Here is a 19224-nt window from a genome sequence, read left to right on the forward strand (position 1 = left end):
CCTATGCGCGCCGCTGCTCTTCTTCTCGCGCTTGGTCTGACGGCCTGCATGCCCATGGTCGAGATGCCGACCGTGCCGACCAGTTTCGACCGTGTCACCGCCGATGCCGAGGGCCTGCAACCGGTGGGCAGCGACCTGCGCATCGACTTCGGCCGCGCGCAGGAGGGCGTGATCGAGACCGTTTCGCGCCTTCTGGGCTCGGACCCGACCGATATCACCACCAGCCCCGATTGCGGCGATGTGACCGCCGCCTATTGGCGCGCCGGGCTGACGCTGAACTTCGTCGAGGGCGACTTCCGGGGCTGGGTTCTGACCGAACCGGGCCTGACGGCGGCAGGCGGGCTGACCGTGGGCGACACACCTCCGCCGGTCACAATGGCCACCACCACCCTCGGGCGCGAATTCGAGATCGACGGGGTCTGGGCACTGGTCGAGGACACCGGCCCCGAGATCACAACCATCTGGTCCGGCAGAACCTGCTTCTTCCGCTAAGCTGCCCTGTGCAGCCATGTCAGGAACACCCGCGCCTGCGGGCTGATCGTGGCCGGGTTGTGGACGCTGTAATAGGCGATCTCCGATTCCGGTTCCTCCAGCAGCGCCACCAGCCGCCCGTCATCCAGATCGCGCTGCACCACCGCCAGCGGCTGGCGCGTGATCCCGGCCCCTGACCGGACAGCGGCCAGAACCAGCCCGTTGGCCTCCAGCCGGGTGATCTGCATCGTCTCCGGGTCCGCGCCCAGCGCCCGCAGCCAGGTGAACATCTCCATATCCGTGGGCTCCGGCAGCCAGGCGAAGTCCGTCAGCGCGTGGATCGCGTCAGGCGAGGTGGCGGAGTATTCCACCGGCAGTCGCGCAGCTACATCCGGGTGCGCCACAACGATCCGGTGCGCACGGGTCAAGAGCCGCGCCTCCAGCCCCGGCCATCTGCCCTGCCCATAGCGGATCGCCAGATCGAACCCGTCGCGGCGCAGGTCCACCACCGCATTGTCGGGCGCGATGGTCACCGGCAGATCGGGATGCGCCTTCCAGAACCCGGCCAGCCGCGGGGCCAGCCAGTTCTCCGCGAAATTGAGCGTCGTTGTGACCGCGACGGGCCGATCCGCCCGCGCCTGTGACAGCGTCCTGACCCCCGCCGCGATGATCCCGAACCCCTCGCCCAGATCCTGCGCCAGCCTGCGGCCCGCCGCCGTGGTCGCCATCTTGCGGCCCGACCGTTCCATCAGCGCTTGCCCGAACTGATCCTCCAGCGCCCGCACATGCTGCGCAATCGCGGCATGGGTCACGTTCAGCTCTCGCGCGGCGGCGGAAAAGCTGTTCAGCCGGGCAGCCGCTTCAAACGCCCGCAAAGCGGACAGCGAGGGAATATCGCGCCAATCCATATCTGTAAGCTCCACTTACATGTGGAAGATATTGCTGATTCGATCCCGCATCGCAAGCCCGCTATATCTGGACCATCAGCAAACAGGAGCTTTCCCGATGATCTCTCTCCTCTCCCGCACTCTCAAAACCGCAACGCGCCTTGATACATGGGATGCGCCCGACCATTGGCGCGCCCAGCATGAAGACTATCGCACCCGCCGTCACCGCGCGGATGCCGAACGGGCGCGGATGCGCCGTGCCATTCGCCAAACTGGCCTTGAGTAAGTCAGGGTAACAGTAGAACCAGCCAATCCGGGCGGTGGCACCCCATTGCCCGGATCACGCCGAGCCGCGCAGATCCAGCAGCTTCGTCACCCGATCCACCGGCGTGCCATCGCTCAGCGGAACGCCCGGCGTCACATGATGATCGACGAACCCCATCCGCCCGTAATAGCGCAGCCCGCCGGTGTTATCCGCCCGGATCGTCGCGTCGATATCGCGAAAGCCGAAGCGGGTCGCCGCCGCTTTCGTCGCCCCGAACAACGCCGCGCCAATGCCCCGCTGCGTGCTGCCCAGCCTGGCGAATGTCGCGATCGTGGCCCGGTCCTCTGGCCCATCCTTCAGCGGAAAGATGTACTGAAACCCCAGCAGCTCTCCATCCTGCTCCGCCACATGACAGACGCCACGCGGCGTGGATCCGTCCAGAACGGAGGCCAGGAAATCCGCCGGAACTTCGCCCTGAAAGGCGGTCGTGCCGCCCTTGTCCACGATGGCCTGCAAGATCGACACGATGCCCGGGGCATCCTCCGGGGTGGCCTGTCTGACGATCATAACTGCTCCAACAACGCATGATGCCGGGCGGTGAAATCCGCCCGCACCTCCGCCGGGGGCCGCAGATGCAGGTGCAGCCCCTCGGTCAGGGCAGGCGTCGGGCGGCCAAAGAACCGGTCCGCCTCAGCCTCGGAAAACCCGGCCAGCTGCACCGCCTCCAGCCAAGCGGAGACCTTGTCGGCCCGCTTGATCCGCGCCTTCACCGTCTTGGGGATCGCCGCGGGCAGCCCGAACCGCAGATGGATCGCCGCCGCCAGCCGGTCGTCCAGCGCGCCATATCCCGGCCCCACCGCCGCCTTGACAGGGCTGATCATGTCCCCAATCACATATTCCGGCGCATCATGCAGCAGCGCCGCCAGCCGCCATTTCACCGGGGCCTTGGGGTCGATCCGGGCAAAGATCTGCTCCACCAGAAGAGAATGCTCTGCGACCGAATAGGCGTAATCCCCGCGCGTCTGCCCGTTCCAGCGCGCGACAAAGGCCAGCCCATGGGCGATATCCTCGATCTCGATATCCACCGGGGTCGGGTCCAGCAGGTCCAGCCTGCGCCCCGACAGCATCCTTTGCCATGCTCGTGCGGTTGATTTTGCCATCTCTCTCCGCCCTATCGCGCCCCTTTGGCCCGGACCCTCTAGAAACCAAGACCCGGCCCGAAATTCAACGCCTGCCTGCCCCGGGGGGCCTACATTTTATCGCCCGGATGGAACCGGTTTCAGATTCCCCTTGGTGAAAAGGCCCTTCGGCGCGTAGGCTCTTGGCGTTAACCTATTTTGGAGGACCCGATTATGACCAAAGAAGACACCCCCGAGAACGCCCCCGCCCGCAAGGACCAGAGCGCCAAGGGCCCCGCGGCCCAGCAGGGCAGCATGTCCGACAAGGGCGGCAGCGCGTCGGGTTCGTCGCAAAGCGGCGTGGCCCCCAAAGGCGGCAGCAAGTAACCGCTTGCTCTTTTCATCACGATCAGAACGGGGCCGCACCGCTCGCGGCCCCGTTTTCCATTTGCGGCGATCCGCGCCCATTGCCCCGCTCGACCCCTCCTGCTATGTCGCGCCAAACCCGTTTGACGCCCTCTCAGGAGCCCCGACATGACCGACTATATCGTCAAGGATATCGCGCTGGCCGATTTTGGCCGCAAGGAACTCGACATCGCCGAAACCGAGATGCCCGGCCTGATGGCCCTGCGCGAGGAATATGGCGACAGCAAACCCCTGAAGGGCGCGCGCATCGCGGGCAGCCTCCACATGACGATCCAGACCGCCGTGCTGATCGAAACCCTCGTGCATCTGGGGGCAGAGGTCCGCTGGGCGTCGTGCAACATCTTCTCCACCCAGGACCACGCCGCTGCCGCCATCGCCGCCGCAGGCATCCCGGTCTTCGCCATCAAGGGCGAAACGCTGGAGGAATACTGGGACTACGCCGACCGCATCTTCATGTTCGAGGAAGGCGGCTGCAACATGATCCTCGACGATGGCGGCGACGCCACGCTCTACATCCTCCTTGGCGCCCGCGTCGAGGAAGGCGAAACCGATCTGATCGAAATGCCGACCAGTGAGGAAGAAGTCGCCCTCTTCGCCCAGATCAAGAAGCGCATGGCCCAATCCCCCGGCTGGTTCGTGAAACAGCGCCACATGATCCAGGGCGTGACCGAGGAAACCACGACGGGCGTCCACCGCCTCTACCAGATGATGGAAAAAGGCCATCTGCCCTTCCCCGCCATCAACGTGAACGACTCCGTCACCAAGTCGAAATTCGACAACAAGTACGGCTGTAAAGAGAGCCTCGTCGACGGCATCCGCCGCGCCACCGACACCATGATGGCCGGCAAGGTCGCCGTGGTCTGCGGCTATGGCGACGTGGGCAAGGGCTCTGCCGCGTCCCTGCGCGGCGCGGGCGCCCGCGTGAAAGTGACGGAAGTGGACCCGATCTGCGCGCTTCAGGCCGCCATGGACGGCTACGAAGTCACCACGCTGGAAGATGAGGTCGCCTCCGCCGACATCTTCATCACCACCACCGGCAACAAGGACGTGATCCGCATCGAGCATATGCGCGAGATGAAAGACATGGCCATCGTCGGCAATATCGGCCATTTCGACAACGAAATTCAGGTCGCGGCGCTCAAGAACCACAAATGGACCAACATCAAGGACCAGGTGGATATGATCGAGATGCCCTCGGGCAGCCGCCTGATCCTGCTCTCCGAAGGCCGCCTGCTGAACCTCGGCAACGCCACCGGGCACCCGTCCTTCGTGATGTCCGCGTCCTTCACCAACCAGACGCTGGCGCAGATCGAGCTCTGGACGCGCGGCGACCAGTACCAGAACAAGGTCTACGTGCTGCCCAAACAGCTGGACGAGAAAGTCGCCCGCCTGCACCTCGCCAAGATCGGCGCCAAGCTGTCGGTTCTGGCGAAAGAGCAGGCCGATTATATCGGCGTGTCGCAGGACGGCCCGTTCAAACCGGAACATTACCGCTACTGAGGGCGGTTCGACTTACGAATTTGGAGCACCGGCCAGCGCGCGTTGGCCGGTGTTTTTTGTTTTGTTGGGGGGAGTGCAGACCTTCGGCGTGGACGCGAAACTGCCGTCCACGCCCATTCGTAGCGGACATCTGTTTGCCTGATGACAGACAAGGGGACGAACTCAACCGCGAGTGCAATGATGCTCTCACGAATTCATCACGAATCCTTATCGAGGGCACCGCCATGAAGGGCTAGTATCTCACTCTCAAGATCAGGCTCCATTTCCATTCCGGTCATGCACTTATTAAGCCATCCAGTGTCGCGGATGCGTGCGATTGCTGCGCCGTAGGCTTTTCGCGCGGTATCCCCGTAGGCGCCTTCGGCGATATCCCACGCTTCGTCAGGGATCGGTCCCCAACGTGAGATCATCATCGACAAATCGAGAATGTCGCGGTTGAGAACCGCTTTGTCTGCCCAGCGATCGGCATTTGCGAGCAGTTTCTCTGCATACATGTAATCCCGCGTCAAAACAGGGACGCCGAAGCGGTCATCCATTACACCGGCAAGCTGGATTCGTGCCTCGCGGACGATCTCAAACTTGATTGTTACATCCGCCGCGCCGATCAGAGTGCGGATGCCGTATTGATCAGTTCTAACATCGCGCAATGTTTGTAGTTCCGCGCCTGGGAGCAGGAGGCCGGTGAGGTCAGACTTGCCCCAAAGAGCTTGGCGAATCTTGCGGTATCCCTCCTTAGAGGCGCAGAGGAAGTCGATGTCCACGCTTTCACGATACTCACCAAGGTTCAAAACAATCGCCGTGCCACCGCCGAAATAGCATTCGGCATCGAGGAGCAAATCTCCATCGAGGCATCTGAGAACGCCAAGGATATCGTTATGATGTTTACGCTTGAACAAGGCCGCACCCTGCGGCTCAGTATTCAAGCGGCCAGAAAGTGCCCGTTGCCGCACTCAGCAACAAGGCGATCCAGAAGCTTCTGTTCGCGTGGTGTGATCGCATCTTGATCGACAAAACGCCAGTTGCGCTCATAGAGAGCGAGCGCAGTTTCGCCGTCCACAACTGCATCGTCGGGACGGTTCCAGCATAGCTGGCGTAGCTGCGGGTATGTGTTCACTCTGACGTTCATAGCATCCTCGGGTATCGCATGATCACCCACACCAGTTAAATATAGGTAACTTTGCGGGAGTTGCAAAGATTCTCCGAGGGTAAGGTCAACGACAAGCACCGAACCCGATGCTCAACACTAAGGCAGGCCAATGAAAAACTCGCGCCGAGTAACACGGGCAACTCTGTACATACAGGATTGCATAACATAATTCCACACGCGCACAGCCGACTTAGCTCCGAAGGTAGCGGTACATGTTGCGACGAATAGCGGCTTCGACAAGCCGCGCTGCAGCATCCTGAGCTGCGGTCGAACGTCCGAAAAGGGTTGTTTCCCCCTCAAAAAGCCACGCCCTCGCCGACCCGCGGGGGCGGTGAGGCAGAACCGTCGCGCCAGTGGCGCGGCGTAAGCCTACCGAACGCGATCGCGCGGCACCTGCGGTGCTATTCGGGCGGGGTGGCGCGGTGATCTTGGGGCAAGCAATCGCAGGCTGGCACCACCCTGTCAGGCCACCGCCTTCCCGGTGAGCTTCGCCTTGATCCGTTCCGGTACCTGCCGGGTGCTCATCGCGCGGGGATAAGGCAGTTCCTCCATCTCGGGCACGTCCCCATAGAGCGCCTCGAACTCGGCAAAGTTGTCGAAGACCCGGCGGGACACGTTGTCGATGAACGTCTCAGCAGGCGCACCATTGGCGAGGATAATCTCATGTTCCTCGGTTTCGATGTGGTAGACCGTGTAGGTCTCGCCCATGTCAGCAAGCGGCACACGGGTGATGGTGGTGCCGTTCACCAGCGCGCCCGCATGACAGATCACCCCACCGACCAGCATCCCGTGATCCGCCGTGACCGTCAGGTCAGAGTGCGGAACCCCCTCACCCAGAGACCCGGCAGCAAACCGCACGAGCATCAGCCGGTCTGCGGGACCGAAGCGGGTGGAGACGGTTTGGCGTCCGATCCATTTGACCGTTACTTCCTCCCCGCTCTTCGAACGAAGTCGCTCGCCGATCCGCAGATCTTCAATCAGCTTGTTGCCACCGACAGCTGCAATCTCTGTCCGGGCAAGAAAGCAAAGTGCTAACGGCGCTGACAGGCTTGGCGGTGGCGAAACATTCGAGGGGTACCCGCTGGAGGTAGACGGAGCCGTCGGCGAATATATCTTCCTGATAGGACCGCCAAAGCCATCCGAAAAGGCAAGAAACAGGTGCCCATCTGCCTGGTAGCTGCCCGCAAAAACCAGCGGATGACTATCTACGAGCTGATCTCCTACGTTCCAGAACCCGTCATCCGTGTCGAGACCACCCAAGGTGCCGCTGGTATCAAACGCGAGCCCCTTATTGCCACCAGAATCGTAGCTAACCTCGGAAGAATACCCATAGTCCCTAGCCATAATCCCCCCAAGCGCTTGATCAAAATAGAAAATTGGCAGCAAGTTAGCATGCTGTCATCAATTCAACAAGTTTAGTGAAGTCGATTGGCAGTCCTGCTAAATACCCCCACCAAAACCGAGCGCTCACCGACCCGCGGGGGGACGACTGACCTCTGAGTGGCGCGCATTATCTCTCCGCCCCAAACGCCCTCAATGCTGCACGAGACCTCACCAATCGCCTCCCCGGGGGGCGGGTCGGCGATCGCGCGGCGGCTTCGCCTTTATTCCGCGCGAGGGCATGACCAACCGCCTCCCCATTACTCTTCTCCCCGTCGCGTTTTGAGCCACGCGTCGCCTTCCTCCATCATCCGGTCCGTCCAGCCCCATTTCGGTCGCTTATGCGGCCCGCTCTTCTCCTGTTCCTTGAACTGGTCGATGGTCTCATCCCCGTGCAGCAGCCCCATCAGCCGCGCCCGCATGAAGGCCTTCAGCACGTCATTCATCCGGGGGCCGTAGTCCGGCCCCATGGAGCGGAAGAATTTCAGCACGTCCTCATCCACCCGGATCGTCACCCGCTTCTTAGCAGAACTGGGTGAGGTCGCGATCCGCACCCAGTCATGCGGCACGCGGCGGTGGATCATGATCCGGTTGTGCAGGTCGTAGTCGATGCGCGCCATCGCGTCGATCAGGTAGTGGTGATGTTCCCGCTGCTTCGCGGTCAGCGGTTTGCCATCCAGGTTCATGGCCGGTCCTCGATTTGGGAATGTGCCGGGTAGTCTGGCAGGATTTTCCTAAAATCCCGTCAATGGCGCGGTTTTGTCTGCACGGGGGGTGTACGGGGGGTGTACGCCCGGTGCACGGGTGGCGACAGGCCGCCTGCGCCCGCCTTGGGGCGTTTCCGAATCGAGCGGGGGCGTGCTATCCCTTGTGGCATGGCTTTTCCCGACCCCAAGATAGGCGGCTCTGCGCGCCCTGTGATCCGTCAGCTGGATGAAACAGTCGTGAACCGCATCGCGGCGGGCGAGGTGGTGGAACGCCCCGCCTCCGCCGTCAAGGAACTGGTTGAAAACGCAATAGATTCCGGCGCCGACCGGATCACCGTCGAGGTCGCCAATGGCGGCAAATCCCTGATCCGCGTCACCGACAACGGCTGCGGAATGACCCCTGAAGACCTCCCCCTCGCCCTCGCCCGCCACGCGACGTCCAAGATCGACGGGAAAGATCTGTTGAATATCAACAGCTTCGGCTTTCGCGGCGAGGCATTGCCGTCGCTCGGATCGGTCGGGCGGCTGGTGATCACGAGCCGGTCCGAGACCGGAGGAGATGCCCATACCATCGCTGTAACCGGCGGAAGACATTCGGTTATTCGCCCTGCGGCCCTGTCGGGCGGCACCGTGGTAGAGCTGCGGGATCTGTTCTTCGCCACCCCCGCGCGGCTCAAGTTCCTGCGCACGGATCGGGCCGAGATGCAGGCCATCGGCGACGTGGTCAAACGGCTGGCCATGGCAGAGCCCGCCGTGGGCTTCACCCTGCGCGACATGACCGATGGGCAGAACCGGGTGATCTTCCGCGCCGACCCCGAACAAGGGGATCTTTTCAATGCGTTAGGGGCCAGGCTCGGGCAGGTGATGGGGCGCGATTTCATCGAGAACGCGCTGCCGATAGAGGCCGAGCGCGAAGGCGTCCGCCTGGTGGGCTATGCCGCCCTTCCGACCTATTCACGCGGCTCCGCGACTGCGCAGTATCTGTTTGTTAACGGTCGTCCGGTAAAAGACAGGCTGTTGGTCGGGGCCCTGCGCGGGGCCTATGCGGATTTCCTCAGCCGGGACCGGCATCCTGCGGTGGCGCTTTTCGTCGACTGCCCGCCGGAGCGGGTCGATGTGAATGTGCACCCGGCCAAGGCCGAGGTCAGGTTTCGCGAACCGGGCGTCGTGCGTGGTCTGATCGTGTCGGCCCTGCGCCATGCGCTGGCCGAGGCCGGGCATCGGGCCTCCTCGACCGTGGCCGAGGCGACGCTTGGCGCCTTCCGCCCTGAACAGCAGGGACCTGCGCGGGTCTATCAGATGGACCGGCCCTCTCAGGGGTCGCTCCGCGCCGCACGCGACTGGCAGGCCCCAGCCATGGGCTTTGCCGAGGAACCTGCGGATTTCACCTCCACCTCTGCCCGTGTGGAACCGGTGATCGAGACGCCGGAGGCCACGCAACATCCGCTCGGCGCGGCCCGCGCGCAGGTGCATGAAAACTACATCATCGCCCAGACCGAAACCGGCATGGTGATCGTCGACCAACACGCCGCCCATGAGCGTCTGGTCTATGAAAAACTGAAACGCCAGATGGCGGAGAACGGGGTCGCCTCGCAGGCACTGTTGATCCCCGAGATCGTGACGCTCGGCGAGAACGACGCGGGCACGCTGCTCGACCTTGCCGATGATCTGTCGAAACTCGGCCTCGTGCTGGAGCCTTTCGGACCGGGCACCGTCGCGGTGCAGGCCACGCCCGCAATCCTTGGGCCGGTAAACGCCGAGGCGATGTTGCGTGATATTCTGGATGAGTTGGACGATTTGGGCGAAAGCCTGTCCGTGAAGGCGCGGATCGAGGCGATCCTGTCGCGCGTTGCTTGCCATGGGTCGATCCGATCCGGTCGGCAGATGCGGGCCGAGGAAATGAACGCCCTGCTGCGCGAGATGGAGGCGACCCCCCATTCCGGCCAGTGCAACCATGGCCGGCCCACCTATGTGGAACTGAAGCTATCCGACATTGAAAGGCTGTTTGGCCGCGCATGATCCAGCTTGGTGAGACCCAGATCGACCTGTCAGACCCGCTGACCATGCTGGCGCTTGTCGGTGTGGCGGCGGTTGTGTTGCTGCTGATCCTCGTGATGCGCTCGATCGCAGCGGCGAACCGGACCGCGCGGGCGATGGAACCGCTGGCGCAGCAAATGGGGGCACTGGGCAACCGGGTGCAGTCGCTGTCGGACGGGCAACACCAGCTATCGGGCGGCATCACCCATGTGAGCGAATTGCAGGCGCGCAGCCAGGCGCAGATGCTGGAGGTGATGGAACGGCGGCTGGAAGAGGTGCAGCGCAGCATGGGCGAGACCCTGCACGGCACCTCCACCCGGACCGCGCGCAGCCTTGGGGAGTTGCAGCAGCGGCTGGAACAGATCGACAAGGCGCAGGCCAAGATCGAGAAGCTGTCTGGCGATGTTCTGGGCTTGCAGGATATCCTGTCCAACAAGCAGACGCGCGGAGCATTCGGGGAAATTCAGCTAAACGACATCGTGCACAAGGCGCTGCCGCCCGACAGCTATGCCTTTCAGGCGACGCTGTCGAATGGGCGGCGGGCCGATTGCCTGATCCACCTGCCGAAACCTCCCGGTCCCATCGTGATCGACAGCAAGTTCCCGCTGGAACCCTATGAGGCGCTGCGCCGGGCAAAGACGCAACGCGATACGGATGAGGCCGCGCGCGCCCTGCGCACCGCCGTGCGCGGGCATATCAAGGCGATCTCGGAGCGTTACATTCTCGAGGGCGAAACCGCCGACGGGGCGCTGATGTTCCTGCCGTCCGAGGCGGTCTATGCGGAGCTGCATGCAAACTTCCCCGAACTGGTGCGCGAAGGTTTCGCCGCGCGGGTCTGGATCGTGTCCCCCACCACCTGCATGGCGACGTTGAACACCATGCGCGCGGTGCTGAAGGATGCGCGGATGCGCGAACAGGCGGGTGCGATCCGCAAGCAGCTGGCGATGCTGCACCGGGATGTGGAACTGGTGGTGGAACGCGTGGGCAAGCTGACCACCCATTTCGGGCAGGCCCGCAAGGATCTGGACGACATCACCACCGCCGCCGAGCGCGCAGGAAAACGGGCGACACGACTGGACAGTTTCGATTTCGAGGAACTGGGCGGCAAGGACGAGGCCGAGGTTGTGCCACTTCCTCATCGCTAGCTGTGAGCTTTCAACAGGTTGTCCATTCGATCCTGACCGAGTTGGTTGGAGTTACCAAGCTTCAACACTGTTCGAAGGGATCGAATGAAGGTGCATCAGAATGCCAGACTGACGCCTTTGGGTCGAGAGCGGCTTGTTGGGATGATCGCAGCCGGGATGGCCTTTTCGCAAGCCGGGGCCGTCTGCCCCTGTTCTGCGAAGACCGCTACGAAGTGGTGGCGACGATATGAGCAGGAGGGCCGAGCCGGTTTGCAGGACCGCCGGTCGCCCTTGGCGGGTTGAAGGTGACGCTGTGGCGAACGGGGCCTCTGGTTTGAACGCCTGCCCGCCCTATCTTCACGGCCATGGCCCACAAGAAACCTAACCTACCGACAAAGACCTGCGCCACCTGCGGGCGCCCGTTTTCGTGGCGGAAGAAATGGGCGAAGGTCTGGGAAGAGGTGCGCTATTGCTCGGATCGGTGCCGGCGGGAAAAGACCGTCAGGCGAGCGTGACGCCTGCCCCGGCCATCCCCTCCAGCGCCGCAGTCAGTGACCCGTCGAAATCAATCGCGCGGCAGAGGTCCTGGCGAACGGTGACGGTGAACCCCAACCGGGCCGCGTCAACAGCGGAATAGTTCACGCAGAAATCGGTGGCGAGGCCGACCATGGTGAGCGTGTCGATGCCGCGTGTGCGCAGGTAGCCTTCCAGCCCCGTGGGCGTGGTCTTGTCGTTCTCGAAGAAGGCCGAATAGCTGTCGATCGCGGGGTTATAGCCCTTGCGGATAATGAGGTCCGCCCGGTCGGTCATCAGGTCTTTGTGGAAGGCCGCGCCGGGGGTTCCCTGCACGCAATGGTCGGGCCACAGCACCTGCGGGCCGTAGGGCAACTCGGTCAGCGTCATGGGTTCGGCCCCGTGGTGCGAGGCGAAGGAGGAATGGCCCGCCGGGTGCCAGTCCTGCGTCAGGATCACGGCGTCGAAATCCCCCATCAGGGCGTTGATGCCGGGGACAATTGTATCGCCTTCGGGCACGGCCAGCGCGCCGCCGGGGCAGAAATCGTTCTGGACGTCGATGACGATGAGGGCATGCATGGGCGGGCTCCTTTCCGGGTTCCTTCAAGGGGTAGTCAGGCAGGCGCTGCCCGTCAATGCACGTGCGGGGCTGCACCGGGGTGAACAGCGGCTGTGCGCGGGTGCGTCTATGTCGGGGAAGGGGGCCGCCATAGGCTGACGAGCAGACGCACGCAGGAGGACCCCATGACCGAAACACCCATCATCGCCGCGAAAAGCCCGGCCAAGGTCGAACTGACCGAAGGCGAGAGCTATACATGGTGCCGCTGCGGGCGGTCCCGGAACCAGCCCTTTTGCGACGGATCGCATCGCGGCACGGGGATCACTCCCGTATCGTTCAAGGCCGAGGAAACTGGCGCGGCGTTTCTGTGCCGCTGCAAGGCCACAGGAAACGCGCCGTTCTGCGACGGGACCCATTCCAGGCTGGAGGGGCTGGAGCCCGGCGACGCCTCGCCACCGCCGAAAGGCGATGTGCCCAAGGCGGAACCCACACCAGAGGAGCCGACCGTGGCGCGTATCCACGCGCTGGCGCGCGATGGTCTCAGCCAACTTGGGCATCACGGCGAGATGGGGGCCATGGGCGTTCCGCGAAAGGAGCTGCCCCATTGGGATGACCTGCAGATCCTGCCTGCGCAGATGGCGCGCAAGCCGCTGCTGGATGACGCGCCCGTATCGACCAAAGTGGTGATCGGCCCCCGCGCCGCGAAGCCGCTGGAGCTGGATATTCCGCTCTTCGTGTCCGACATGAGCTTTGGCGCGCTGTCGCTGGAGGCCAAGGTTGCCCTGTCGCGCGGGGCGGAACTGGCGGGGACCGGGATATGTTCGGGCGAGGGCGGGATGCTGCCAGAGGAGCAGGCGGAGAATTCGCGTTATTTCTATGAGCTGGCCTCAGCCCGCTTCGGCTGGCGGCCGGAATTGGCAGAGCGGGTGCAGGCCTTCCACTTCAAGGGCGGTCAGGGGGCCAAGACCGGCACCGGCGGGCATCTGCCGGGCAACAAGGTGACCGACAAGATTGCCGAGGTGCGGGGGCTGGAGAAGGGGCAGGATGCGATTTCACCCGCGACCTTCCCCGATCTGACCACGCCTGCCGATTTCGCAAAGCTGGCCGATGAGGTGCGGGAACGATCCGGGGGCATTCCCATCGGTTTCAAACTGTCCGCCAACCATATCGAGGCCGATATCGACTTCGCGTTGGAGGCGGGGGCCGATTACATCATCCTCGACGGACGGGGCGGGGGAACCGGGGCCGCGCCTTTGATCTTCCGCGACCATATCTCGGTTCCAACCATCCCGGCGCTGGCCCGTGCCCGGCGGCATCTGGATGCGCGCACGGGGCGCGAGGTGACGCTGGTCATCACCGGCGGGCTGCGCGTGGCCGAGGATTTCGCCAAGGCAATGGCGCTCGGGGCCGATGCGGTGGCGGTGTCGAATTCGGCCATTCAGGCCGTTGGCTGCGTGGCCGCGCGCATGTGCAACACCAACAACTGCCCCGCCGGGATCGCCACGCAAAAGCCGGAACTGCGTCGGCGTCTGGACGTGCAGGTCAGCGCCGAGCGGCTGGCGCGGTTCTTCGGGGCCTCGGTGGAGCTGATGCAGGTGCTGGCGCGGGCCTGCGGGCATAACAGCCTGTCGGGGTTCCGTGAGGATGACCTGACCAGCTGGAAGAAAGAGATGGCGGAGCTGAGCGGCGTGCGCTTTGCGGGCGTGAGCGTGTAACGGCGATTGACCCACGGCGCGCGGGCGTGTTCGGTGTCGGGCAGAGAGGTGCCCGACATGATCGCCAATGAACGCCCCGTGATCGCCGACAGCCTGTGGTCCGCCACGGCGAACGCCGCGCCCGACTGCCCGCCTCTGGTGGGCGAGGTGAAGGCGGATGTCGCCATCGTCGGGGGCGGGTTCACCGGTTTGTCGGCTGCGCTCCATGCCGCCGAGGCGGGGCTCAGCGCCGTGGTGCTGGAGGCCGAAAGCCCCGGATGGGGCGCATCGGGGCGCAATGGCGGTCAGGTCGATCCGGGGCTTTATGTCGACCCGGATGAGGTCGAGGCGCGGTTCGGCCCCGACATTGGCGCGCGGATGGTGGACTACATGGGGCGGTCGGCCCGGATGGTCTTCGACCTGATCGAGCGGCACGGCATCCAATGCGATGCCCGGCCCGTGGGTTGGATCAGGGCGGCGCATAACGCGGCAACGCTGAGGGATATTCACGGCAAGGTGGACCAGTGGCAAAGGCGCGGGGCCGATCTGCGGTTTCTGGACCGGGACGCGCTGGCCAGGATGCTGGGGACCGGAGTCTATGCTGGCGGGCTGATCGACATGCGGGGCGGTAATCTGCATCCGCTCAATTACACGATCGGGCTGGCCGAGGCGGCCATTCGGGCCGGCGCTGCGGTGCATGGGCAGTCACGTGTTGTCATTGCCGGGCAGGAGGGCGCCACTCATGTGCTGCGCACATCGCGTGGCGCTGTCCGGGCTGGCAGGGTTTTGCTTTGCACCAACGGCTATACGGACGGGCTGGCCCCACCCTTGGCGCAGGAGGTCGTGCCGGTTCGCTCGGTTCAGGTGGCGACCGACCCATTGCCGCCAGAGGTGGCGGCGAGCATCCTTCCGGGTCGGCAGGCGCCATCGGACCTGAGGCGCCTGTTGCTCTATTTCCGCATGGATGCGGCGGGGCGGTTCATCATGGGTGGGCGCGGGGGCTATGGCGACCGGGTGACACGGGCGCGGATGGAGGCGCTGCGTCGGGTCAGCGTGAAAATGTACCCGCAATTGGCCCCCTTTGGCTGGCGGCATGCATGGGGCGGGTTCGTTGCCGTGACACCGGACCATTACCCGCGTCTGGTACGGATGGGGCCGGGGATGATGGCGGGGCTTGGTTATAACGGGCGCGGCGTGGCGCAGGCGACGGCCATGGGAAAGCTGATGGCGGAGTGGGCGGCAGGACGGCCAGAGGCGGAGCTGGATTTCCCCGTGACCGATCCACAGCCCATTCCGTTTCACGGGCTGCGGCGGCTTGGGGTGGCGGCGACGGTGCTGAAGTACCGAATGCTCGATGGCTTGGGCCTGTAACCACTCCATCGGGCTATTTCCTTGCTAAATCGCGGGAACTCCTCAATTCTTCAAGGAAGGAGATTGAGTCACCCATGCGATTTGAATTCGCCGATTGCCTGCTGGATACCGAGAGCTTCAAGCTCTTTCGCACTGGCGATGTACAGCCGGTTGAACCGCAGGTGTTCGACCTTCTGCGGGTGCTTGTCGTGAATGCAGGCAAGCTGGTGTCTCGGGATCAGCTGATCGAGGAGGTCTGGGGCGGGCGTATCGTGTCGGAGGCGACGATCAGCGCCCGGATCAATGCGGCCCGCACAGCGGTCGGCGATGATGGCAAGACGCAGGCGGTGATCCGTACCGTGCCGCGCCGGGGGATCGAGCTGGTGGTGCCGGTCAGCCATGTCGGACAGGCAGAGGAACACATTCCGGCGCCGGCTCCCCCCGCTAGCCAGACGATCCGCTACACCACATCTGCCGATGGCACGCAGCTGGCCTATGCGATCTCGGGGAAAGCCGACGCGCCACCCCTTCTGAGGGCCTCGCACCACGTGACTCATCTGGAGATGGATTGGGCCAGCCCGTTCTGGCGGCCGTTCTTCGACGCGCTTGGGGGGCAACACCGGCTGATCCGCTATGACATGCGCGGCACCGGGCTGTCGGACGGGGCCGGGACCGACCACGACATGGCCCGGCATGTAGAGGATCTGGCCGCGGTGGCCGATGCGGCGGGGCTGGACCGGTTTCCGATCCTGGCCAATCTGAACAGTGCCGCGGTTGCCATCCGCTATGCCGCCGAGAACCCCGACCGGGTCAGCCGGCTGATCATCCAGCAAGGCTATGCGCGCGGGCGGGCCTTGCGGGGCGGCGCGTCCGAGCCGTCCGAGAATGACCCGTTCGTCAATCTGCTGCGTGGCGATGGCTGGGGCGATCCGCAAAACGGGTATATGCGGGCCTGGATGTCGATGACAGCGCCCACTCTGACCTATAACGAGGCCACTGCAATGATCGGGCTGATCGCTGCGGCGTCCTCGATCAGCGACGTGCTGGCCAGCCGCCAGACCATCGACCGCTTTGACGCGCGGCCCTATCTTGAGCGGGTGAAGGCCCCGACGCTGGTCATCCATGCCCGTAGTGACATCGTGCATCCGCTGGCCGAGGGACGTGTGATCGCCGCGGGTATCCCCGATGCGGAGTTCCGTGTTGTCGAAAGCGCCAATACCCTTTGCGTGCCGTCCGATCCGACCTGGGGCGAGCAGACCGAGGCGATCCTGGAATTTCTCGCTCGCGACTAAGCGCCTTCATGGCCGTAGCCCGATCAAGCGTGCCGTCTTGAACGCCCCCGCGCGGCGGGTGTATGGGAAACGCATGTACACCATTGCCGCGCTCTATCACTTCACCCGGTTCGAGGACCCTGACGCCTTGCGAGCGCCGCTGCGCGATCTGTGCGAGGCTGAGGATGTGCGCGGCTCGCTGCTGATCGCGTCGGAGGGGATCAACGGCACCATCGCAGGGCCGCGCGCGGGCATCGACGCCGTGCTGGCCCATATCCGCGCCCTGCCCGGCTGCGCCGATCTGGAGTGGAAGGAAAGCGCCGCGACCGATGCGCCCTTCGCCCGAATGAAAGTGCGCCTGAAGAAAGAGATCGTCACCATGGGCGTGCCCGGCGTCGATCCCAAGGCAAAGGTGGGCCATTACGTGCGGCCCGCCGACTGGAACGCGCTGATTTCCGCACCGGATGTGGCGGTGATCGACACCCGCAACGACTACGAGATTGCGATTGGCACCTTCGAGGGCGCGGTGGACCCGGAAACCGCGACGTTCCGGGAATTTCCTGCCTGGTGGGCAAAGAACAAGGACCGCTTTCACAACAAGCGGATCGCCATGTTCTGCACCGGTGGCATCCGCTGCGAGAAATCCACCAACTACCTGATCGAACAGGGGGTGGAGGAGGTCTATCACCTCAAGGGTGGCATCCTGCAATATCTGGAGGATGTGCCGGAGGATGAGAGCCTCTGGCACGGGGAATGCTTCGTCTTCGACGAGCGGGTATCCGTGGGGCATGGGCTGAAAGAGGGGCCGCATCTGCTGTGCCGGGCCTGCCGTCGTCCGCTGCTGCCCGAGGACAAGACGCGCGCCGAGTATGAACATGGCGTGTCCTGCCATCAGTGTCTGTCTGAACACACGGACGCAGATCGCGCCCGGTTCCGCGAGCGACAGAAGCAGATCGAGCTGGCGAAGGCACGCGGTGAACGCCACCTAGCCGGTGGCCCGGTGTGAGTTCCGACGCGACCCTGTTTCAAACGACATCCGCGCGCACCGCGCTTGCCCTGCTGATTGGTATCGGATCGGGCGTCTTCGCCTATTTGATCGGCATGCCGCTGCCCTGGATGCTGGGGCCGATGATCGGCAACACCATCGCCGCGATCCTGCATGCCCCGATCGCGCCGCCCGCCCGGCTGCGCCCTATCGTGATCCCCATTATCGGGGTCATGCTCGGGTCTGGCATCACACCGGAGGTATTGGACGCGCTTGGTGATTGGGCGATCAGTTTTCTCGTGCTGCCGCCCTTTCTGATCGTGGCCGCCGGAGCGTCGTTTCTGTTTTACAGGCTGATCGGAAAGTACGACCCCGTCACCGCCTATTTCAGCGCCATGCCCGGCGGGCTGAACGAGATGTTGATCCTCGGGGCAGAACAGGGCGGCGATGAAAAGCGCATCGCGCTGGCCCATGCCAGCCGTATCCTGCTGGTCATCGGCTTCGTGGCGCTGTTCTTCGGCTTGATCCTCGGCGTGACGTCTGGCGGGCAAGGTGGGGCCGTCTGGGTCGGGCTATGGGAACTGGACCTGACCGACTACGCGGTGCTTGCGGCCTGCGCGGTTGCGGGGGTGTATCTGGGCAAGGTGCTGCGCCTGCCTGCAGCGGCGGTTCTGGGGCCGATGCTGCTGTCGGGCATCGCGCATTTCTTCCACATCGTCGAAGTGCCGCCGCCCACGGTGCTGGTGATCGCGGCGCAGGTCGTCATGGGCACAGTCATCGGCTGCCGATTCATCGGGGCGAGTGTGCGCGAGGTGGGACATGACCTGTTCCTGGGCTTCTTTTCGACCGTCGGGATGCTGATCACAGGGGTGGGCTTTGCCGCCGTGGTCGCGGCGCTGACAGACACTGACCTGAGCCAGGCCTTTCTGGCCTATTCTCCCGGTGGCCTGACCGAGATGAGCCTGCTGGCCTTCGCAATGGGCGGCGACATCGCCTATGTCTCGCTGACCCATATCGTTCGGATCGTGATCGTGATCTTTTCCGCCCCGCTGGTCTTTCGGTGGCTCGGGCGCGGTGGCTGAGGCCTTTTCCATTTCCTGAGTTTTCCAAAAACGACATTAACGGCGTCGCTTTTTTCCTTATTTTCAAGGGCGATGAAAAAACCTTTGACAATTTCACGGGCGCATTGTGAATGTTTCAAGCGAAATTTCACGGACGTCGACTGAACCATGCAACACCCCTCCCTCGGCGCTGACCTCAGATCCCTGCGCAAGCTGCGCGGGTTGACACTGGAGGATCTGGCCGCACGGTTGGGCAAATCGGTCGGCTGGATCAGCCAGGTGGAACGCGACATCTCCACCCCCCGTGTCAGCGACCTGCGCGAGATCGCCAGCATCTACGAGGTGCCCCTGTCGCTGTTCTTCGGCAAGGCCACCGGCCCGGAAAACGAGATGGGCCGCGTGGTGCGCGCCGCCAATCGCCGGAAGGTGGGCGAGCAGGATGGCGGGCTGGTCGAGGCGCTGCTGTCGCCGGACCTCACCGATTCCTTCGAGGTGGTGCATTCGACCTTTCAACCCGGTTCCAGCCGGATGGAACGGACATCCCGCCCCACACAGGAACTGGCCTTCGTCATGTCGGGCAAGCTGGATATCTGGCTCGATGACGATGCTTTCACAATCCGCGCGGGCGACAGTTTTCGCGTGCGCGACCAGTCTTACCGTTGGGCCAATCCCTATGAGGAGCCCGCCGTCGCAATCTGGGTGATCTCACCCCCCGTCTACTGAAAGGAT

The 19224-nt window shown here is 63.9% G+C and carries 22 protein-coding genes; 14 read left to right on the top strand and 8 right to left on the bottom strand.

The genetic code is table 11. The features are described from left to right. The first annotated feature begins 3 nt into the window (after nucleotides 1-3). A complete protein-coding gene (locus BKY26_RS05830; RefSeq protein WP_071689452.1) occupies nucleotides 4-492 on the top strand; it encodes a hypothetical protein in 489 nt (162 codons plus the stop codon). Here the strand turns inward: BKY26_RS05830 and BKY26_RS05835 are convergent. Then, complete coding sequence (locus tag BKY26_RS05835; protein ID WP_131541778.1) at nucleotides 489-1394, bottom strand: LysR family transcriptional regulator; 906 nt, start codon at nucleotides 1392-1394, stop codon at nucleotides 489-491. The genes BKY26_RS05830 and BKY26_RS05835 overlap by 4 nt on opposite strands. Before the next feature lie 82 nt (nucleotides 1395-1476). On the opposite strand from BKY26_RS05835, the gene BKY26_RS20180 reads away from it, so the two are divergent. After that, the gene (locus BKY26_RS20180; RefSeq protein ID WP_158514304.1) at nucleotides 1477-1644 is read left to right on the top strand and encodes a hypothetical protein; all 168 of its coding nucleotides are present in this window, start codon (nucleotides 1477-1479) and stop codon (nucleotides 1642-1644) included. 54 nt (nucleotides 1645-1698) lie between these two features. On the opposite strand, the gene BKY26_RS05840 is transcribed toward BKY26_RS20180, so the two are convergent. Together BKY26_RS05840 and BKY26_RS05845 are read right to left on the bottom strand one after the other, a co-directional pair. Further along, nucleotides 1699-2190, bottom strand: coding sequence for a GNAT family N-acetyltransferase (locus BKY26_RS05840; protein WP_071689454.1), 492 nt, complete (start codon nucleotides 2188-2190; stop codon nucleotides 1699-1701). Beyond that, the gene (locus BKY26_RS05845; RefSeq protein ID WP_071689455.1) at nucleotides 2187-2783 is read right to left on the bottom strand and encodes an HD domain-containing protein; all 597 of its coding nucleotides are present in this window, start codon (nucleotides 2781-2783) and stop codon (nucleotides 2187-2189) included. Before BKY26_RS05845 ends, BKY26_RS05840 begins: the two co-directional genes overlap by 4 nt. Nucleotides 2784-2975: 192 nt before the next feature. On the opposite strand from BKY26_RS05845, the gene BKY26_RS20185 reads away from it, so the two are divergent. Further along, on the top strand, nucleotides 2976-3128 hold the full coding sequence (locus BKY26_RS20185; RefSeq protein ID WP_158514305.1) for a hypothetical protein: 153 nt from the start codon (nucleotides 2976-2978) through the stop codon (nucleotides 3126-3128). 147 nt (nucleotides 3129-3275) lie between these two features. Then, entirely contained in the window at nucleotides 3276-4667 is a 1392-nt protein-coding gene (ahcY, locus tag BKY26_RS05850) for an adenosylhomocysteinase (protein WP_071689456.1), read from the top strand. 197 nt (nucleotides 4668-4864) lie between these two features. Here the strand turns inward: ahcY and BKY26_RS05855 are convergent, their stop codons facing one another. From BKY26_RS05855 to BKY26_RS05870, 4 genes are all read right to left on the bottom strand, one after another. Next, nucleotides 4865-5563, bottom strand: coding sequence for a nucleotidyl transferase AbiEii/AbiGii toxin family protein (locus BKY26_RS05855; protein WP_071689457.1), 699 nt, complete (start codon nucleotides 5561-5563; stop codon nucleotides 4865-4867). 23 nt (nucleotides 5564-5586) lie between these two features. Further along, nucleotides 5587-5823 (bottom strand): hypothetical protein, encoded by a 237-nt coding sequence (locus BKY26_RS05860; protein ID WP_245764427.1) that lies wholly within the window; start codon nucleotides 5821-5823, stop codon nucleotides 5587-5589. 453 nt (nucleotides 5824-6276) lie between these two features. Next, on the bottom strand, nucleotides 6277-7158 hold the full coding sequence (locus tag BKY26_RS05865; RefSeq protein ID WP_131541779.1) for a Hint domain-containing protein: 882 nt from the start codon (nucleotides 7156-7158) through the stop codon (nucleotides 6277-6279). A 296-nt stretch (nucleotides 7159-7454) separates the two neighbouring features. Then, nucleotides 7455-7880 (bottom strand): BrnA antitoxin family protein, encoded by a 426-nt coding sequence (locus tag BKY26_RS05870; RefSeq protein WP_071689460.1) that lies wholly within the window; start codon nucleotides 7878-7880, stop codon nucleotides 7455-7457. A 189-nt stretch (nucleotides 7881-8069) separates the two neighbouring features. Here BKY26_RS05870 and mutL point away from each other — a divergent pair, with 189 nt between their 5' ends. The 4 genes from mutL to BKY26_RS05890 all read left to right on the top strand — a co-directional run bounded on the left by mutL (nucleotide 8070) and on the right by BKY26_RS05890 (nucleotide 11577). Continuing rightward, the gene (gene mutL, locus BKY26_RS05875) at nucleotides 8070-9920 is read left to right on the top strand and encodes a DNA mismatch repair endonuclease MutL (RefSeq protein ID WP_071689461.1); all 1851 of its coding nucleotides are present in this window, start codon (nucleotides 8070-8072) and stop codon (nucleotides 9918-9920) included. Next, nucleotides 9917-11083, top strand: a complete 1167-nt coding sequence (locus BKY26_RS05880) for a DNA recombination protein RmuC (RefSeq protein WP_071689462.1) — start codon at nucleotides 9917-9919, stop codon at nucleotides 11081-11083. The genes mutL and BKY26_RS05880 overlap by 4 nt, the downstream gene beginning before the upstream one ends. Before the next feature lie 84 nt (nucleotides 11084-11167). Next, on the top strand, nucleotides 11168-11365 hold the full coding sequence (locus tag BKY26_RS20860) for a helix-turn-helix domain-containing protein (protein ID WP_071689463.1): 198 nt from the start codon (nucleotides 11168-11170) through the stop codon (nucleotides 11363-11365). A gap of 62 nt (nucleotides 11366-11427) precedes the next feature. Then, nucleotides 11428-11577 (top strand): DUF2256 domain-containing protein, encoded by a 150-nt coding sequence (locus tag BKY26_RS05890; protein ID WP_071689464.1) that lies wholly within the window; start codon nucleotides 11428-11430, stop codon nucleotides 11575-11577. Here the strand turns inward: BKY26_RS05890 and pncA are convergent. Beyond that, complete coding sequence (pncA, locus tag BKY26_RS05895; RefSeq protein ID WP_071689465.1) at nucleotides 11564-12154, bottom strand: bifunctional nicotinamidase/pyrazinamidase; 591 nt, start codon at nucleotides 12152-12154, stop codon at nucleotides 11564-11566. The genes BKY26_RS05890 and pncA overlap by 14 nt on opposite strands. 165 nt (nucleotides 12155-12319) lie before the next feature. Here pncA and BKY26_RS05900 point away from each other — a divergent pair, with 165 nt between their 5' ends. The 6 genes from BKY26_RS05900 to BKY26_RS05925 all read left to right on the top strand — a co-directional run bounded on the left by BKY26_RS05900 (nucleotide 12320) and on the right by BKY26_RS05925 (nucleotide 19218). After that, entirely contained in the window at nucleotides 12320-13849 is a 1530-nt protein-coding gene (locus tag BKY26_RS05900) for a glutamate synthase-related protein (protein ID WP_071689466.1), read from the top strand. 33 nt (nucleotides 13850-13882) lie between these two features. Further along, nucleotides 13883-15199, top strand: coding sequence for an NAD(P)/FAD-dependent oxidoreductase (locus BKY26_RS05905; RefSeq protein WP_245764428.1), 1317 nt, complete (start codon nucleotides 13883-13885; stop codon nucleotides 15197-15199). Nucleotides 15200-15273: 74 nt separating this feature from the next. Then, entirely contained in the window at nucleotides 15274-16470 is a 1197-nt protein-coding gene (locus tag BKY26_RS05910) for an alpha/beta hydrolase (RefSeq protein WP_071689468.1), read from the top strand. Nucleotides 16471-16543: 73 nt separating this feature from the next. Beyond that, nucleotides 16544-17455, top strand: a complete 912-nt coding sequence (trhO, locus tag BKY26_RS05915) for an oxygen-dependent tRNA uridine(34) hydroxylase TrhO (protein WP_071689469.1) — start codon at nucleotides 16544-16546, stop codon at nucleotides 17453-17455. Then, nucleotides 17452-18516 (top strand): AbrB family transcriptional regulator, encoded by a 1065-nt coding sequence (locus BKY26_RS05920; RefSeq protein WP_227434947.1) that lies wholly within the window; start codon nucleotides 17452-17454, stop codon nucleotides 18514-18516. The genes trhO and BKY26_RS05920 overlap by 4 nt, the downstream gene beginning before the upstream one ends. Before the next feature lie 147 nt (nucleotides 18517-18663). Then, a complete protein-coding gene (locus BKY26_RS05925) occupies nucleotides 18664-19218 on the top strand; it encodes a helix-turn-helix domain-containing protein (RefSeq protein WP_071689470.1) in 555 nt (184 codons plus the stop codon). Nucleotides 19219-19224: the final 6 nt, after the last annotated feature.

The sequence above is a fragment of the Nioella sediminis genome, from assembly GCF_001879695.1.
Classification (GTDB): domain Bacteria; phylum Pseudomonadota; class Alphaproteobacteria; order Rhodobacterales; family Rhodobacteraceae; genus Nioella; species Nioella sediminis.

Bases quoted from the DNA above. Each gene is read 5' to 3' on its own strand.
- ahcY (WP_071689456.1), top strand. From the start codon at position 3,276: ATGACCGACTATATCGTCAAGGATATCGCGCTGGCCGATTTTGGCCGC.
- BKY26_RS05865 (WP_131541779.1), bottom strand. From the start codon at position 7,158: ATGGCTAGGGACTATGGGTATTCTTCCGAGGTTAGCTACGATTCTGGT.
- BKY26_RS20860 (WP_071689463.1), top strand. From the start codon at position 11,168: ATGAAGGTGCATCAGAATGCCAGACTGACGCCTTTGGGTCGAGAGCGG.
- BKY26_RS20185 (WP_158514305.1), top strand. From the start codon at position 2,976: ATGACCAAAGAAGACACCCCCGAGAACGCCCCCGCCCGCAAGGACCAG.
- BKY26_RS05840 (WP_071689454.1), bottom strand. From the start codon at position 2,190: ATGATCGTCAGACAGGCCACCCCGGAGGATGCCCCGGGCATCGTGTCG.
- BKY26_RS05910 (WP_071689468.1), top strand. From the start codon at position 15,274: ATGCGATTTGAATTCGCCGATTGCCTGCTGGATACCGAGAGCTTCAAG.
- pncA (WP_071689465.1), bottom strand. From the start codon at position 12,154: ATGCATGCCCTCATCGTCATCGACGTCCAGAACGATTTCTGCCCCGGC.
- BKY26_RS05890 (WP_071689464.1), top strand. From the start codon at position 11,428: ATGGCCCACAAGAAACCTAACCTACCGACAAAGACCTGCGCCACCTGC.
- trhO (WP_071689469.1), top strand. From the start codon at position 16,544: ATGTACACCATTGCCGCGCTCTATCACTTCACCCGGTTCGAGGACCCT.
- BKY26_RS05880 (WP_071689462.1), top strand. From the start codon at position 9,917: ATGATCCAGCTTGGTGAGACCCAGATCGACCTGTCAGACCCGCTGACC.
- BKY26_RS05925 (WP_071689470.1), top strand. From the start codon at position 18,664: ATGCAACACCCCTCCCTCGGCGCTGACCTCAGATCCCTGCGCAAGCTG.
- BKY26_RS05870 (WP_071689460.1), bottom strand. From the start codon at position 7,880: ATGAACCTGGATGGCAAACCGCTGACCGCGAAGCAGCGGGAACATCAC.
- mutL (WP_071689461.1), top strand. From the start codon at position 8,070: ATGGCTTTTCCCGACCCCAAGATAGGCGGCTCTGCGCGCCCTGTGATC.
- BKY26_RS20180 (WP_158514304.1), top strand. From the start codon at position 1,477: ATGATCTCTCTCCTCTCCCGCACTCTCAAAACCGCAACGCGCCTTGAT.
- BKY26_RS05900 (WP_071689466.1), top strand. From the start codon at position 12,320: ATGACCGAAACACCCATCATCGCCGCGAAAAGCCCGGCCAAGGTCGAA.
- BKY26_RS05830 (WP_071689452.1), top strand. From the start codon at position 4: ATGCGCGCCGCTGCTCTTCTTCTCGCGCTTGGTCTGACGGCCTGCATG.
- BKY26_RS05845 (WP_071689455.1), bottom strand. From the start codon at position 2,783: ATGGCAAAATCAACCGCACGAGCATGGCAAAGGATGCTGTCGGGGCGC.